We start from the raw sequence: 16,699 nt of genomic DNA, 5'->3' as shown, positions 1-16,699 counted from the left end.
CAACACCTGTCGAACATTCTCGGAACTCCCAATGCTTTCCGAGTCTTCCTAAACGATCGAGCATCGAACCCCAATCAGGCTCGTTAACCCTGGCACATCCCGTTACCATTCGGCGTCTGAGCGAATCACGGTCGAGCCCCCGGCTTCGATCAGCGCAGCGATCAAAGACGTTTACCCGGGCATCCCACATTTGGTGGAAGGCCCGGTCACGTCTCACTCATTGCACGATCCCTGTTTGAGATTTCGGGATCGTGCACCGTCCCGACTGTGCGTCGCCGGACGAAAGGTCAGACCACTCACCACTATTCAGCAACACGCTTCCCCAGCCATCGTCGTCGCATTCCAACTGCGACACCCATCAGCGACGCACTCGCGGCCCCGTAGCCAATCAGCGGCATCCCCGAAGACTTCACCGCGGCTTGGGACAGATCAGTCGCTCCTTGCTCACCCGCACTCGCGTGACTTCCACTCAATTCGCTGCTGGGAGAATTCTTCCAGCGTTGAGCGAACTGTCCGAACATCGAGACTGGCTCACTCTCCGAACCAGCCGGTGGGATTGGCGACACGGCAGCCAACTGGGTGACAGACCGACCGGTCTCTTTGAATCCCAGGCCACCTTTCGTGTAGTCGAAAGCAGGCATCGCACTCTTGCGTGGTCCACGGGGACTCAGAATTTCTTTTTCAGGAACCAGCTTCGCATCGTGCAGATCATTAGCGAGCAATTCGGCCGCGTTTGGGAACTGGGCAGCACGGTATTCCAGATCAAACCCAACCACCGTCGCGGTCGAGAGAGCTGCTTTTGATTGAACACCGTCTGGAGTGATCTCTGCGAATTGAATTCGTGGAGCAAGCTCCAGAACAACTTCCGCCTGAGCTTGAGAGGCCCCGAAGGCATACAGAGCGGACAGCGTCGCGAGATTCTTCCAGTTCAACATTTGCAGGCCCTTCCTGGATTTATTGGTGACTGTCAATTTCGGGTGCTGCAGCATCAGCCACCGAATTCCGTCACAAAGATTGAAAGTTAAAATCGTTAACAACACGACATAGCAACAACGCACAAAGCGCACGCCGGGCCTTCACATGAGGCCAGGGCACACAAGACGGACGATGATCCCGAACGCAAACAGATTCGATTCACGACCAGAGTTCAGGACCGTAAACCAGATCGAGCGTCGCATGCTCAGCGAACGACACAGAAGTTGTTGTCTTCGCTGGATGCGCTCCCGGGAGTCATCACTCGCGGGATTGATCTTGAAATCAATGAAGGCTTAATGCCTTTGTGCTCCATCCCGGTGACCTTTGGAAGACGTCTCGGGTTGTGCGACTCATTTCTTTCCGACCACGTTCTGAGTCTAGACCGGTCGTCCGAATCGGCCACCGAATTTTTCAGAATTATTTATGAAAACTTCCAAACCGTGAATTCGCTCGGTCAAAGCAGGGTATTTCGACCATTCTGTCCGCGATCCATTCTGTCCGGAAAAGCTTCAGAAATCCGCATCAACACAGACCGAAAAGGTTCAAAACGGAGTGGCGACTCACTCCGTCGACAGGTCGATTTCGCAGGGGCGAGGTCAACAGCAACCCGACGATTCTGTCCCGCCCATCTCCTGAGACGTGTCGGCTTCGTTTGAGCATTCCTGCGCTGCCCTGTCCCTTACGGCTTTCCCATGTCATTCCCGGACCGCCAATCGCGGTTGTAAACCGGTTAGGTCCCCAGTCGTCTCGTGCATTGCGTTCAGCCAGCGGCGAAGTTCTTCTGCGTAGCAGCGACCTCCGGCTCACGACAACGGGCTGACGGATAGGGCGGTCGGGGGCATCGGAGTCGACCCGGTACCGAACATGTGGACCGAAGCGAAGCGTCCTGAATTCAACAGATCAGTCGCGATCATTCGTTTGCGGAACCGGCGGAATTCGGGGTAGCTTAGGCAACGACCTTTATGCGTTGCGTCTGCCGTTCGTCGCTGATTTTGCCTCGTGTCCCAAAGACCTGCAGGGAGCTATTGATGAAGCAGTTTCTCACCCTTGGATTGTGCCTGACCGTCGTACTGCAATGGACATCGACCGCGTCGATTGCGCAGGAACCACATACAAGAAAAGAGGACGTGATCTACGGTCGTAAGTTCGGCACGGCCCTGACCCTGGATGTCTTCAGCCCCAAGTCCGACGAGGGAAAGCCGGGCAAGGGGGCAGCCATTGTCTTTGTGGTGAGTGGCGGATGGTATTCGTCTCACGACCATATCAACCTTGGCTTCATCAATGAATTTTTGAAGCGGGGCTACACCGTCTTCACGGTCGTGCATGGCAGCCAGCCCAAGTTCACGATCCCTGAAGTCCTCGAAGACATGAACCGCTCGATTCGGTTCATTCGCAGTCGAGCCGCCGAATACAAGATCGATCCCAATCGAATCGGGATCTGCGGAGCTTCTGCCGGTGGCCACATTTCATTGATGATCGGTACAGCAGGAACTGAGGGAAATTCCGCCGCGACAGATCCGGTCGAACGCGAATCAAGTCGCGTCCAGGCCGTCGCCTGCTTCTTTCCGCCAACCGATTTTCTGAACTACGGCAAACCGGGGGAAAACGCACTCGGACGAGGAATTCTCAAGGACTTCCGCGCCCCCTTCGATTTTCACGTCTATGACGAGGCGAAAAAGGCCTTTATCCCGATCACCGACGAAGATCGCATTATCGAGATCGGTAAATCAATTTCGCCGGTCAACCACGTCTCCAAGGACGATGCCCCCACACTGATCGTTCACGGCGATGCGGACTTCCTGGTTCCCATTCAGCAAGCCGAAATCATCATCGAAAAACTCAAGGAAAATGACGTCCCCTGTGAACTCGTGGTCAAAAAGGGACAGGGGCACGGATGGGCCGACATCGGCAAGGATCTGCTGACGCTGGCAGATTGGTTCGACAAACACCTGGCCCAACCAGCCCAAGACAAGGAATAACCGTGTGCAGTCGCGGAGGCGGAGGCATTGAAAACCCGCAACCGCTGCCGGGTTTACTTCCGTCACTTACAGGTCGAGCTCCCTCACTCGTATGAGGCTCCGAATGGAGTGACGGCGAAAAGGACGCGTCCATTGCCATCTCTTCATTCGCCCGCTCGCGGTCCCCGGACGGATGCAACGAGACGAGACCGACGCCGAAACGGTTGCTGTGGGCAAATCTCGTCAGATCAGTATTGGAAAAGGTTGCAGGCCAAGGGAAACTGGCATCAGCGATCTCTCATTCGTGTTAACGTCATGTCGATTTTCGAGTGTCTCTATTCCTTCGGTTAAGGATCAATCGATGTCTGGGATCTCCCGTCGAACGTTTGCTAAAACCACGATCGCTGCGGCCGTCGCGACGGCTGCCAGTTCGCAACGCGTTTTCGGTGCGAATGAACGGGTGCGAGTCGGATTCATTGGACTGGGCAACCGGGGTGATCAGGTCCTCAGCGGTTTTCTCGCTCAGCAGGATTGTGAGGTTGTTGCCTTATGTGATCTGCACGAGCCGTATCGCGAGTACGCTGCGGGCCGGATCGGCACCCGTCCCGAACAGTTCACCGACTATCGAAAATTGCTGGACCGAAACGACATCGACGCCGTGGTCGTTGCCACCCCAGACCACTGGCATGCACTTCAGATGATTCACGCGTGCCAGGCTGGCAAGGATGTCTACGTCGAAAAGCCTGCGTCACTCTACGTCAATGAGGGACGGGCCATGGTGAAGGCGGCTCGCGAGAATCATCGGATTGCCCAGGTCGGAATTCAGCGTCTGTCCTCCGAGCATTGCCGGGTCGCCGCAGAGCTGATCCGCGACGGAGCCATCGGCAAAGTGACGGTTGTCAGATGCTTCCACGTCCAGAACGAATGGCCCAAGGGAATCGGTAATCCTCCCGACGAAGAACCACCACAGGACTTCGACTGGGACGCATGGACGGGCCCCGCCAGGAAACGCAAATACAACAAGAATCGAACTTTCTACCGTTTCCGCTGGTTCTCTGATTTTTCGGGCGGACAACTGACGAATATGGGTGTGCATTATCTCGCACAGATTCATCGTTCACTGGGAGTCGACGCTCCTCTTGCCGTCATGGCGATGGGCGGAAAGTTTGCCAACTTCGACAACCGCGACATTCCCGACACCATGGAAGTCGTCTGGCATTACCCCAGCGACACTCTCGTCATGTTCACCCAGATCAACGCCAACGGAGCATCTCCGAGCGGTCAGCCGTGCGAAATCGAGTTCCGCGGTACCAAGGGAACAATGTATTTCAGCACCCACGGGTTTGAGATTGTGCCCGACAAACTCGCTCCGAATGAGTTCGCGGTCCGTTCCCCCATCGGACGCCATCTGGAAAAATGGCGCGTCGGCGAGGCGCCTGTCATCGAACCGCAGAAGGCCGCAGGGGTGGTTCGCGATGCGGACCATGCCCGCACGTTCCTCGACAGCGTCAAGACGCGGCAGTTGCCTCCTTGCGATATCGAATACGGGCATCGGTGCACGTCAGCCGCACTCATCGCCAATATCGCTCACAGGACCAAATCGTTTTTGGAATGGGACGCCAGCACGGAACGATTCACCAACAATGAATCAGCCAACCAATGGCTGAGGAGCCAGTACCGCAAGCCGTACGAACTGCCAGAATGACACTGAAACAAGTCGGGCCAGGCGACAGAATGGCGTGGGAGTCCGGGCCCTGACCATTTAAGTGATCGTGATCGCAATAAGCGGCTGTTGAAGCGGAGATGCAAAAGGAGGCGTCAGTCTGACACCCGATATCCACCCGATCGACGTCTGGCCCTGGCTGGGAGTTCGTGAGCCATTTTGTTCTCTGAGTCATTACCTGGGCGCAGGCGTCTTTGCGGGATTAACGATCCCCTTGATCAGGCAAGGGAGAGGTGATCCCGTCCGGGTCGCCGGCCTGGCCACGTTTGGGATCGCAACAGTGATCCTCTTACTTCTCAGCGGCACCTACCATATTTTCTGGCCCGGTCCCCTCAGAGAATTCTTTTTGCGGGCTGACGTGGCCGCCGTATTTCTCCTGATTGCAGGGAGTATGACTCCCGTTCATACGATCCTTTTCACTGGCCTTGCGCGCTGGGGAGCGCTGGCACTGATCTGGTTCGTCGCCGTCACCGGAATACTCTGGCGATTATTGTTCTGCGGGACGTCGCCCGGGGTGACGGGAATCGCATTCTTTCTGCTGTTCGGCTGGGGCAGCGTGTTTTCCGCAATCGTCCTCTGGCGGCGTTATGGCTGGAAATTCGTGAAACCCGCCGTCCTTTCGGGACTCTCCTACACCATCGGAGCGATTGTCCTGATCCGCCGCGATCCGGCGCTCGTTCCTGGCTTGATCGGTTCGCACGAAATCTGGCATGTCGCGGTTTTATGCGGTTTGGCATTGCATTGGCAGTTTGTCAGTCAGTTTGCTTGCGGACACGGCCCCGCAGAGATTCGGCGTCCCTCGCTCACGGTGAAGGAAAACGACTATGGCAACTCTGAACCCTTTTGTGATCAATCGGCGTCCCTCGACGCAAGTCGAGGTGATCAGTCCGACTACGAAAAAAGCGACTGTTGAACCCGAGGTCATCTCGAACTCGGAGCGTCAACAGCGGATTCAGCAGCTTCAGGCAATTGCTGAACTTCTGGACGGACAGTTCAAACTGCCTGGAACGAACATCCAGTTCGGCCTGGATGCCCTGATCGGACTTGTCCCCGGCATCGGCGACTTCGTGAGTGGAGGAATCTCCATCTGGCTGGTCCGCGAAGCTCAACGGCTCGGCGCTCCCAAGTGGCTGATTGCACGCATGATGTGGAACGTCGTTGTCGACGTTTCAGTGGGTGCCGTTCCACTGGTGGGCGACGTCTTTGACGCCGCCTGGAAGGCCAACCGCAAGAACATGGCACTCCTGAATCGCCATTTCAGCGGCCAGTCGAAATGACAGGGTGAGCTCGGACCGATCGTGTAACGAATCGGTCAAGAGACCACGCCAATCGAAGGAAAACGTCCCCTGAAGCGTTTATTGATTGCTTCAGGGGATGGTTGTTCTCACGTCACAGCGAGAGAATCATTTGATTCACTCGCCGGCGGTTACGGCCAGATCCGGGATCAGGTTGTAGGACCAAACGTCCATGGGTGGAATTCTTCGTCGCCGATCCCCTGCAGTTCACTCTTCGTCTTCTTACCGCTGGCGACGGCGATGACTTCTTCGAAGATCTCGCGTCCGACTTCTTTCAGCGGAACACCGTCCAGGATTTTGCCTGCGTTGATGTCCATGTCATCAATCATCCGGTCATACATCGGGGTATTCGTGGCAATCTTGATTGTTGGAACCGGCTTGCACCCGTAACAGCTTCCGCGGCCCGTGGTAAAGCAGACCACATGTGCTCCCCCAGCGACCAGCCCGGTCACCGACGCGGGGTCGTAGCCGGGGGTGTCCATGATGACGAATCCTTTTTGATTGATCGCTTCGCCGTAAAGGTAGACTCCCTTGAGAGCAGAAGTTCCTCCCTTGGCGATGGCTCCGAGCGACTTTTCGTAGATGGTGGTGAGGCCACCTTTCTTGTTGCCGACCGATGGATTGATGTCGATCCGCTGACCAAACTTAGCGGTGTAATCGATCCACCACCGAATTCGTTCCAGCAGTGCCTCGCCCACTTCACGTGTGACGGATCGCCGCGTCAGCAGGTGCTCGCCACCGTAGATTTCGGGCGTTTCCGAAAGGACCGAAGTCCCGCCGTGTGCGACCAGCATGTCGCTGCAGTAACCCAATGCTGGATTCGCCGTCGTACCACTGTTGCCGTCGCTTCCACCACATTCCAGTCCCAGCATCAGCTCGGCAACCGGAATCGCCTCGCGACGGGCCCGATTCACTTCCGGCAGCATTTCGCGAATCTGTGCCACCGCCCGCGCCACCGTCTTGGCAACACCTCCCTGATCCTGAATGTTCATCACCAGCGGCTGATTCGGGGAAGGGGAGTTCCCCAGTTGCAGCAGGCCCCCGTTCTCCATCAGGAACGACGCTTGAGCAGTCTCGCAGCCCAGTCCGATGACGATGTAGGCACCGATATTAGGATGGCGGGCCACATTCGCCAGAGTTCTCGTCAACTGCTGATGGTCCTCACCACCGTATTGAATGGCGCAGCCACCTTTGTGGATCAGGGGCACGACCCCGTCGACATTGGGAAATTCGGCAAGCAATTCCTGGTTGAACTTGTCCGCTGCATACTTGGAGGTCGTTGCCGAGCAGTTCACGGTCGAGACAATCCCGATATAGTTTCGGGTCCCGAACTTGCCGTTCTGCCGGCGATACCCCTGAAACGTACGGCCTTCGATCAGACTCGGTTCGGGGGGGACTTCCGAACAGAATGCGTAGTCGAGGCTCAGATTACCTGCGACGACGTTGTGGACATGGACCCAGCTTCCGGCCGGGATCGGCTGCGAGGCAAATCCGATTGTCTGGCCAAACTTCTTGATTGGTTGCCCTTGTTCGATCGGCTGTAAGGCAATCTTGTGCCCCATGTCGATCGCTTCTCGAGCAAAGAACTCGTTCGAGTCGTCAAACCGGAACGATGTTCCCAGCGGAACATGCCTCGCGGCCACGGCGATATTATCATTCAGATGCAAACGAACGAACGGCGAGGGACCCATCTTCAGTTCCGATTTACAAAGAGAGATTTCAACGGACGATCGGTGTCGTTGAGGGATTCAAATCATGGCCAGATCTTATTCGTGCCGCAACGCTTCGATGGGGTCCATCCGGGCGGCAGAACGGGCGGGATAGATTCCGAACATGACTCCGATCGACACCGAGATCCCAAACGCGACTGGAAGACTCCAGATCGCGATCCGGGGTTCCATATCGGTGAACATCTTGGCCATCGGCGAATCGCCCGAAGTTCGATCGAGAATGTAGTTCTGCACCACGTGCTTGATCCCGAAAAACGCCAATGGCGTCGCCAGTCCCATCAAAATGCCGATAATCCCCCCGGCACCGGAAAGCACAATTGTTTCCATGAGAAACTGGTTGATGATGTCACGTTGACGTGCTCCCAGCGCTCGACGAATCCCGATTTCACGCGTCCGTTCGGTGACGGTCGCCAGCATGATGTTCATGATGCCAATGCCACCCACCACCAGACTGATGGCAGCGATCGAACCGAGCACAATATTGAAGATCTGACGAATCTGGTCGGCCTGTTTCAGCAGTTCCAGCGGGACGATGACATCAAAGTCAGCCTTTCCTGCATGCGTCCGCTTCAGTGATTCTTTCACCACTTCCGACGTCGGAACCACATCGTCCCGCGACCGCACTTTCAGCGTGATCTGATTGAGTTCCACCTGCTCTGCAGAGAACGTTCCACTCATGCGGGTGAATACCATGTCCCCGATCCGGCTTCGGAAAGTGCTGAGAGGAATGTAGATATCCTTGTTGTACTCCTGCCCCGAAAAGCTCCCCCCGATGGCTGCCGATGAGGTACGCGACTTCATCACCCCGACAATCATGTAACGGGCGTTTCTGACCAGGACCGCTTTGCCAATCGGATCTTCGAACGGGAAGAGCGTCGCCGCGGTTTCCGCTCCCAGGACCGCGACGTTCGCCACCAGGTCCTCATCTTCATTTGTGAGAAAACGGCCCCGCATGACCACCAGTTGGTTCATGTCCATGTATTCTGCAGTGCTTCCCACCAGACGCGCGTTGATCGTGTTCTGCAGATACCGGGCTTCGCTGACGATTTCACGCATGCGGACGGCGCCGGTAATCGTCGGGATCGTCTTCGTCAACAAATCATAGTCGCTTCTCAGCAGACCGTATTGCGGAACAACGAAGCCAGAGCGTCCACCACGATTGCCACCGCTGCCCGAAGACTGGGTATCTGCCGGGGGCTTCACGGTGAGAATAATGATATTAGTTGCCCCCAGCGCCAGGACCTGCTGTTGAGCCTGAGCACTGGCACCTTCGCCGATCGCGAGCATCGCGATCACAGAGAAGACCCCGAACACGATCCCGAGCATTGTCAGGCCCGACCGGAGCTTGTGCAGAAGCAAGCTCTTCATTGCCAGTCGAATCGTCCGGATTGTTTCGGAAAAGGGCATGGTTCGCTCGAGTAAAGTTCATTGGCGGTCGGCTTGGCCAACTCACAATAGTATACGAAGCTCTCCGGAGCGAGGGAAATTCAACGTTTCACGAGCCCTTCAGGTTGGAACGCTTTTCGTAAACAGTCTGCCCACCCCAGCCCAACTTGCGATGGAGCGTGTCGTAGTAACTGTGATCGAGCAGCCGCGCAAGTTGAAAGCTCACATCGGCCCGCCGGATTTCGATCCGGTCTCCCTCTTGCAGCCGTTCCTTGATCTGGCCATCGATCACCAGCGTCGCCCCATGAGGGACTTCGGGCAGAGTCAGCGTGTAGACACAATCGGCTCGGTCAACCAGCGGACGATTGGTCAAGGTGTGCGGACAGATGGGCGTGATCACAAAAGCCTGCAGGTCCTGACGCAGCAGCGGTCCACCCGCAGCCAGACTGTGCGCTGTCGATCCCACGGGAGTACTGATGATCAAACCGTCGCACCGGTACGTCGTAACGATCTCACCATTGATTGCCAGACGAATGTGCAGGATTCGCAATGCGGAACCGGTGAGGACTGACACTTCATTCAGCCCCAAGTGCCGCTGCTCGGTTCCATCCTCACGGATGAGTCGGCACTCAAACATCAGGTGGTCAATCACCTGGTAATCGCGCGCCAGAAAACGGGGGAACATCACCTGAAATTCGTCCGGTGACAGGTCAGCAAGGAATCCAAGACGTCCGAGATTGACCCCCAGGATAGGACGTTGCTTTGCCCCCAATTGTCGACACGTCCGTAAGATCGTTCCATCGCCCCCCAGGACGATCACGATATCAAAATGTTTGTCACCGATATCCAATTCATCTGGCGTGCCGAAGACATCCAGCTCAACGTCCGCCTGGTTCCGCAGAAACTCGATGATGGCCGGACGGATTGAGTCTACGGCGTCGCCATCGGATCGGCTGGTCAATGCCAGGTAAAGTTTTGTGGGGTTACGCATCGGTAAGAGGCTCAATCGAAGTCAGTCGCTCGAACATGGTCAACGAACCCCCGATGCAGAGAAACACAGTGACACAACTCGCTCAGATCCTCCGACGAAGAGTCTCATAATACACATCGGCTTCCTTCCGCGTGAGCCATACCCGAAGGACGATGACGACGTCACATTGTCCCCGCATCGGGCAGGTTACCCGTCCGAGCCCTCAGCTGGAATTCAGGTTCGTCCTGCGAAGGAAATTACTTCAGGCGCAATCTCGACGAAAACAGAATGGGACGTGAGTTTGATTGGACATCTGTGCGGGTCCGGCATTGGTGTTAAAACCGTTGAAACCCTACGTGTCGCTCGACGATTGAATCCAACTTTGTACAATGGCTGTTGTGGGGTGCGAGTGGAATCTTGCTGGCACCATGAGGTTTCGAATACTGAATTGTTCGACGGAGGAATCATCGATGAAGAAGTGTTTCGCAACGTTTGCAGCCGTGCTTGTCGCCACTGCCAGCTTCGCCATGGCCGCAGAAATCCAGTCAGGTCTTGAAAAGGGAAAGGGCGTTCCCGCATTCAACGTCAAAGACGTGACCGGGCCAAACAAAGACGGTGATGAACTCTGCTATCGCTGCCGCTACGGAAACCAGCCAGTTGTCAGCATCTTCGCAAAAGAAATGACCGAAGAAGTTGCCAAGCTGTCGAAGGAACTCGACAACGTCGTCGCCAAGAACCGTGATCAGAAGATGGCCGGTTTTGTCGTGCTGATGTCTGAGAATCCAGAAAAGGCCGCTGCCAGCCTCACCGCCGCTGCTGAAAAGCACAAAATCAGCCAGATGCCACTGACCACCTTCAAGGGAACCAAAGGTCCAGACGGCTACAAGATCAACACCAAAGCCGACGTCACCGTCATGATGTGGGTCGATGGTAAGGTCAAGGTCAGCCAGGGCCTGAACGCTTCCGACCTCAACAACGAAACCATCGCCAAGCTGGTCAGCGAAACCAAGACCATCCTCGAGTAGTCCCAAGAGCCTGCCTCGAGATTCGATGAATTACGAAGCACCCCATGTCCCCTCGGCATGGGGTGTTTTTTACGCGCTGTGCGCCGGTTGCACCCGCTTAAAATGACGGAGCTCCCATGAAGAGGTCGAACGCGACCTGGAAGCCGCATCGCCCGCCGAATCCCCATCGCATGCGATTGCCGTTCTCCTCAGTCACAACACTCTCCCCAGCGGCGGTAACTGCTCGACGGGAGAAATCACCATCATCATGAACGGCAATGACTGACCAAACGTGTGTGCGGTCAGGTCGTGCATTACCCTGGCCCAGACCCATGCGCGGTGTCGCAACGGAACCTGAACGGCGATTTGCCGCCGGGGGCCGGGTGGCTAGTAATCATGCGGCATGAAGATTGACATCTCCAGATTCGACGCGTTGCTGTACCTTCAGTCCCGGTGGTTGATTACTTGCGGCCGGGGGGGCGGAAATGATCGTGGCGGACATGAGTCGAAAGTCAACTGCGGCATCCACGTCTGGGATGTGGCGGCAAGCGAAGAGATCTCAAGCCTGAGCGAACACACGGGCCTGGTCCGAGATTGGCGTTTACGCCAGATTCGGGTTGGTTGCTGTCGGCGGGCTGGGACAATACGGTTCGGTCATGGAATCTCGCTGCATTGATGTGAGGCGGCGGATCCCAAAGCGCGGCACTCGCCGGGTCGGTACCACAATTCATTCAGACTTCTCGTTCCACGTTGCCGGTCCACAAGTGAACGTCGTGGTTCCATCGACTTGCTCAACATGGTCCGTTCAGGCTGCGTTTTCCTGCATGCAGAATCGACGAAGCTTCCAGCAGATTTGGGCCTGACTCGTGCCTGACAAGAAGTTTCCTCTGATCGCCTGACCGACGTATGGTACGCTCTCTCCTGCGGCGTGCACAACGAGTAGTACAGGTAACCGGCAGAAGGATGAATTTCGAAGTCGGGAAAGCTAGGGATCGACTGCGATCAGCTTCATCAGCGAAGCAGGTTCGACCGGTTTGACGAGATGATAATCGAATCCGGCGTCAGAGCTTTTTTTCCGGTCGTTTTCCTGCCCCCAACCCGTGAGAGCGATCAGAATCATGTCACGTCCCCAGGGCTCGGCTCGAATTCGTCTGGCAACGTCGTAGCCATTCACTTTCGGCATTCCGATATCGCAGACCACCACCCCCGGCCGAAATTCATCGGCCCCGGCGATCCCGGTTTCGCCGTCGTAACGAATCTGGACCTCGTTGTTCATGATTTCGAGAAACTTGCCGAGCGAGTTCGCGGAGTCTGCGTTGTCGTCGATAATCAGAATCCGGCGACTGTCTGACGGGACAGCGTGATCAACCACTCCGTTATCCACATGAGGCACTTCGACGCTCGACGGAAGGGTGGGTAAACGGACCGAAAATTCGCTCCCTTTGCCTTCTCCTTCGCTCTTCGCCTGGACCGAGCCGCCGTGCATCTCGATGAGTCCCTTCACCAGTGACAGTCCGATCCCCAGCCCCCCCGTCGATTTTTCGAGCGTCCGATCCACTTGGATAAACATCTCGAAGACTTCGGAGAGCATTTCCGGCGGGATGCCGATGCCGTCGTCTGCGACCGAGATGACCGCCGTGTCGTCATCGTTGACGAGCTTGAGACGAATGTGACCGCCTCGCTGCGTGTACTTAGCGGAGTTGGTCAACAGGTTCGAGATGACCTGCGCCAGGCGAGTAAAGTCCCCTTCGACATACACCGGTGTTTCTGGAAGACAGACAACCAGGTCCTGGCCCGCCTGCTCCACCACAGGTCGAGTGGTCTCCAGTGCAGCGTCGATCACGGAACGAAGTTCCAGTCGCTCCCGCCGGAGTTGTAATTTTCCGCGTGTGACACGACTCACATCGAGCAAATCATCCACCAACCGGACCATCTGACCCAGTTGGCGTTCCATCATCATGCGAGCCTCGTCAACCGTCCCCGTCGCACCAGCAAGGCGAAGGATTTCCAAGCCGTTCCGAATCGGGGCGAGCGGGTTACGGAGCTCGTGAGCCAGCGTCGCCAGAAACTCGTCCTTTCGCCGGTCAGCTTCACGTAGCTGGCCCACCAGTCGCTCACGCTCTTCTTCGATCAATTTACGAGCCGTGATATCCGCAACCGTCCCATCAAAACTCACCAGCCGCTCAGGTCTCTCGCGATCATAATTGGCTTTTCCTTTAGCCAAGACCCAGCGCACCGCACCGTCCGGGTTAACGACCCTGTATTCTTCATTGTAAAGTGCTCGATCCACGGAACTGGTGGCTGCCGACACCGCTTTTTGGACCCGTTCACGGTCATCCGGATGAATGCGAAGGAAGGTCGCTTCGTAATCCATCGGTTCGGTTGAGCCCCCCACGATGACACGGAATCTCTCGTCTGTCGTAAAATTGCCTGTCACCAGGTCGCGATGCCACGCCCCCAACTCAGCCGCGTCGAGTGCCAAGCGCCGCTGCTCTTCACTTTGACGCAATGCGACTTCAGCGCGGACCTTCACAACCGCGGTCCACGTCCGTTCAGCAGTTTCTTGGATGAGAGCGACTTCTTCCCGTGTCCAGTCTCGTCGTTCCGAAAAATGGACCGTTAACCCCGCCACAAAACGGCCACTTTTGACCAGGGGAACGTCCACATGAGCTCGAACCTGGATCCCCGCAAATGCCGCCCGCTCACTTGCTGACCGCCCGGGTTCGGTGGTTGCATCCGACTCGATATTCGTGTGGCCATCCAGCAACACTTTGTGAAGAGAAGGGCCGAACACCGAGACGTGATACCGTCCGGCCAGTGGACTGACACCGGATGTGTAATCCTGCTCAATAATGTACTCATCATCGCGAATCTCAAAGTAAACGACTCGGTTCGCCTTCAGGTATTCACCCAGTAGTCTGCTGGCCTTCAACTGGACTTCCACCGGATCTGACAGAGGTCGCAACGTATCCGCCAGACGAACGAGAAACGCCTGCTGCTCTTCCGCGCGTTTCCGCTCGGTCACATCCATCGCGACACCGAACAACCTCACACCGCCGTCAGGCTGGTCGAAGACGGTGTGTCCGCGTTCCTCAATCCAGATCGTCCGACCGTCGTCGGGGCGGATTAAACGATAGCACGTGAGGTAACCGGCTCGGGTTTCAATCGCCTGCTGGAAGGTGGCCTGATACTGTCCGACGTCGTCGGGATGCAGCAATGCCAGCCCCTGGTCAATGCCCCTTAAGCTTTCCCCTTCTGGCAGGCCGAAGACGTCCGCCGCATTCGCAGATACTCGAAGTTTTCCGTTACCGGGGGTCCACTCCCAGGCGACCATTCGGGCCGCAGTCAAGGCGGTTCTCAATCGCTCTTCCGTGGATCGAATTGCCTTTTCCGCTTCCCGCCGCTCAGTCACGTCACGGGTCGTTCCTGCGACAGCTTCCACTTCGCCGTCGGCCCCGAAGACCGGCACAAAGATGTATTCATAAAGTCGTCGTCCATTCGTTCCGGTGAAGGGGACCTCACCCCGGATCGCCTGTTTGGTGGCCCTGACTCGATCAATTTCCTGTTCATGCATCTCGGCATGCCACGGCTCATAACCGATCTCAAGAAATGTTTTGCCGATCGCCCCATCCCGGCCCCGTCCCCACATTTTGATGAGAGAGTCGTTGGCGTAGAGAACCCTGTGATCCAGGCTGAAGACATAGACGAAGTCAGGCGTGTTCGACAAGACGGTGTCATAGAGTCGCCGTTGACGATCCGATTCCGCAGCCATGCGAGCAATTTCCTGCTCTGCGCGAATCCGGTCGGAAATATCGATGATGAGCGACATCCCTTCGGACGGCGAGTCATCAAAGCGCGTCCCGGCGATAATCAGGGGCACGCGAGAACCATCTTTGCGGAAGTACTCCTTCTCGTAGGGCATGGCATGACCTTCCGTTCGGATGGTGCGGATGCCTTCCTCATTGCGAGAACGCCATTCACTCGGAGTCATATCGCGGAAGTTCAGACGCCCTGCGGAAATGTCGTCGCGGGTATAACCGGTCATGTGGAGGAACGTGTCATTCGCGTCCAGGATCAGACTGCGGTCAAGATCCCAGCGGATCATACCGACCACGTTCGACTCGAAAACCCTTCGAAGTCGTGCCTCACTGGCGGCGACCGCCTGCTGTTGGGCTTTCTGATCACTGATGTCGCGGAAGACGAGGATACAACCGACGATCTCTTTATCCCCGTGCCGGATCGGTGCCGCACTGTCGTCAATTGGTCGTTCCGCCCCATCTCGACTGATGAGAACAATGTCATTAGTCAACCCGACGACGATATCTGCGTTGATCGCCTTTAATGCGGGGTTTTCGATCGGCTGGCGGCTTCGCTCGTGGACAACGTGGAAGACATCTGTCAGTGGCAGCCCCATTGCCTCGCTGCTAGTCCATCCCGTCAATGACTCGGCGACGGGGTTGAGGCTGATCACGTTCCCCATCTTATCAGTGATGATGACAGCGTCTCCAATGCTGTTGAGCGTTGTTCCCAACCGTTCCCGCTGTTCCGCTTCCCGCATTGCGGTGCGGCGGAATTCGTCGGCCTGAATTCGCGCCTGGTCGATCAACTTCGCGGTTCGCCTCCGCTCAAGACGCAGTGCATGCCCCATCGCCACCATGACAGCACCAATCACACCGAAGAGAGCCAGCCCGACAATTGTTCCAATATCGGACGGCAGAAATGAATACCTTGGCGGTATGAAAAGATACGAAGCTGCGGTTCCGCTGGCGAAAATGCACAGGAGAGCCGGACGAGTTTGTCCCCCCCAGGCAACAGCGGCAACGGCTCCGAAGAAGGTGATGAACGGGTAGTCGTTACCAAGCGCAGCGTCAAGGAGCAGGCGCACAAGAGTCGCGGTCGCAACCGCGGCAATCGCGAATCCGTAGTCAATCCATGTCGCTCGTTGCGCGTCGCCTAACGCGCGCTCGTCAGAGGTCGCAAAGGTCATAAGTGGTCAGCCAAGACCTCGAAGTGACGTGGCCCGCCGGTGGATGTCGCGATGCTGCAAATGCATTCTCTCATTCCAACTCGGCAGTTCAAGCCATCTGTGTGTTGTGGGATCTCGCGTCACCCGGGCTAGACTCGTTACGAAGAGCCCTGTTCGCGAGACGGGAGATTGGTCAAAAAGCGCGATCAGTCGTTTATTCCAGTACCGCGATTCGAGCAATTAGAATGCCAGCGCCGGAATTGCTAGTGAGCAGGCTCGCCCTCGCTCCTCAATTCCTAACCACCTCTGTCGAGCACTTTTCGCATCCTTCTTTGACCACTGCATGAAATGGCGTACTCAGCGTATCGACGATTTGTCGGTGACTGCGGCTACCACAATTCTTCCAAACGGCACTATCGAAGATGAGGACGGCCGAGACGAAATCGAAGTGTACCAAGAAAGGGGCCGATCGGGGTGTAACGTGCGTGGCTTGCAGGTGCCTGAAGGTGCCATAAAACAGTATTCGATCACAGACGGGATTATAAATCGAGTCCTTTTGCGGCGATGGGACTCGTCCTGAGACGCACTGAGCCAAGGCGCCATCACACAGGAGCGTTTGATATTTCTGTTCTTGAAGCGCCAGTCAAACCCAGTAAGCAACAGATCGTCAGGGCCCTCGCAACATTTTTGGG

10 protein-coding genes are annotated in these 16,699 nt (G+C 56.4%); 5 read left to right on the top strand and 5 right to left on the bottom strand.

Features of this window, described 5'->3' with window-relative positions; translation table 11 throughout:
• Positions 1-302: 302 nt before the first annotated feature.
• Positions 303-935, bottom strand: coding sequence for a hypothetical protein (locus tag ACGY09_RS00360; protein WP_397570047.1), 633 nt, complete (start codon positions 933-935; stop codon positions 303-305).
• A gap of 1,068 nt (positions 936-2,003) precedes the next feature.
• Between ACGY09_RS00360 and ACGY09_RS00355 the strand changes: the two genes are divergently transcribed.
• The 4 genes from ACGY09_RS00355 (at position 2,004) to ACGY09_RS00340 (ending at position 5,933) form a co-directional block, all read left to right on the top strand.
• Positions 2,004-2,954: a prolyl oligopeptidase family serine peptidase gene (locus ACGY09_RS00355; RefSeq protein ID WP_397570046.1), complete on the top strand. Its 951-nt coding sequence runs from the start codon at positions 2,004-2,006 to the stop codon at positions 2,952-2,954.
• A 340-nt stretch (positions 2,955-3,294) separates the two neighbouring features.
• Positions 3,295-4,638, top strand: coding sequence for a Gfo/Idh/MocA family protein (locus tag ACGY09_RS00350; RefSeq protein WP_397570045.1), 1,344 nt, complete (start codon positions 3,295-3,297; stop codon positions 4,636-4,638).
• A 118-nt stretch (positions 4,639-4,756) separates the two neighbouring features.
• Positions 4,757-5,569, top strand: coding sequence for a hemolysin III family protein (locus ACGY09_RS00345; RefSeq protein WP_397571915.1), 813 nt, complete (start codon positions 4,757-4,759; stop codon positions 5,567-5,569).
• Complete coding sequence (locus ACGY09_RS00340) at positions 5,535-5,933, top strand: DUF4112 domain-containing protein (protein WP_373652073.1); 399 nt, start codon at positions 5,535-5,537, stop codon at positions 5,931-5,933. Before ACGY09_RS00345 ends, ACGY09_RS00340 begins: the two co-directional genes overlap by 35 nt.
• Before the next feature lie 167 nt (positions 5,934-6,100).
• Here ACGY09_RS00340 and ACGY09_RS00335 read toward each other — a convergent pair whose 3' ends face one another.
• From ACGY09_RS00335 to ACGY09_RS00325, 3 genes are all read right to left on the bottom strand, one after another.
• Positions 6,101-7,642, bottom strand: a complete 1,542-nt coding sequence (locus ACGY09_RS00335; protein WP_397570044.1) for a UxaA family hydrolase — start codon at positions 7,640-7,642, stop codon at positions 6,101-6,103.
• 75 nt (positions 7,643-7,717) lie between these two features.
• Positions 7,718-9,088, bottom strand: coding sequence for an ABC transporter permease (locus tag ACGY09_RS00330; RefSeq protein WP_397570043.1), 1,371 nt, complete (start codon positions 9,086-9,088; stop codon positions 7,718-7,720).
• An 88-nt stretch (positions 9,089-9,176) separates the two neighbouring features.
• A complete protein-coding gene (locus tag ACGY09_RS00325) occupies positions 9,177-10,058 on the bottom strand; it encodes an NAD(+)/NADH kinase (protein ID WP_397570042.1) in 882 nt (293 codons plus the stop codon).
• Positions 10,059-10,507: 449 nt separating this feature from the next.
• Between ACGY09_RS00325 and ACGY09_RS00320 the strand changes: the two genes are divergently transcribed.
• The gene (locus tag ACGY09_RS00320; RefSeq protein WP_373652077.1) at positions 10,508-11,062 is read left to right on the top strand and encodes a hypothetical protein; all 555 of its coding nucleotides are present in this window, start codon (positions 10,508-10,510) and stop codon (positions 11,060-11,062) included.
• 964 nt (positions 11,063-12,026) lie between these two features.
• Here ACGY09_RS00320 and ACGY09_RS00315 read toward each other — a convergent pair.
• Positions 12,027-16,028 (bottom strand): PAS domain S-box protein, encoded by a 4,002-nt coding sequence (locus tag ACGY09_RS00315; RefSeq protein ID WP_397570041.1) that lies wholly within the window; start codon positions 16,026-16,028, stop codon positions 12,027-12,029.
• Positions 16,029-16,699 lie beyond the last annotated feature (671 nt).

The sequence above is a fragment of the Schlesneria sphaerica genome (assembly GCF_044336245.1).
GTDB lineage: Bacteria > Planctomycetota > Planctomycetia > Planctomycetales > Planctomycetaceae > Schlesneria > Schlesneria sphaerica.
Note: the sequence above shows the minus strand (reverse complement) of the source record. Positions and strands in the feature narration are given on the sequence as shown.

Bases quoted from the DNA above. Each gene is read 5' to 3' on its own strand.
- ACGY09_RS00360 (WP_397570047.1), bottom strand. From the start codon at position 935: ATGTTGAACTGGAAGAATCTCGCGACGCTGTCCGCTCTGTATGCCTTC.
- ACGY09_RS00355 (WP_397570046.1), top strand. From the start codon at position 2,004: ATGAAGCAGTTTCTCACCCTTGGATTGTGCCTGACCGTCGTACTGCAA.
- ACGY09_RS00350 (WP_397570045.1), top strand. From the start codon at position 3,295: ATGTCTGGGATCTCCCGTCGAACGTTTGCTAAAACCACGATCGCTGCG.
- ACGY09_RS00335 (WP_397570044.1), bottom strand. From the start codon at position 7,642: ATGGGTCCCTCGCCGTTCGTTCGTTTGCATCTGAATGATAATATCGCC.
- ACGY09_RS00330 (WP_397570043.1), bottom strand. From the start codon at position 9,088: ATGCCCTTTTCCGAAACAATCCGGACGATTCGACTGGCAATGAAGAGC.
- ACGY09_RS00325 (WP_397570042.1), bottom strand. From the start codon at position 10,058: ATGCGTAACCCCACAAAACTTTACCTGGCATTGACCAGCCGATCCGAT.
- ACGY09_RS00320 (WP_373652077.1), top strand. From the start codon at position 10,508: ATGAAGAAGTGTTTCGCAACGTTTGCAGCCGTGCTTGTCGCCACTGCC.
- ACGY09_RS00315 (WP_397570041.1), bottom strand. From the start codon at position 16,028: ATGACCTTTGCGACCTCTGACGAGCGCGCGTTAGGCGACGCGCAACGA.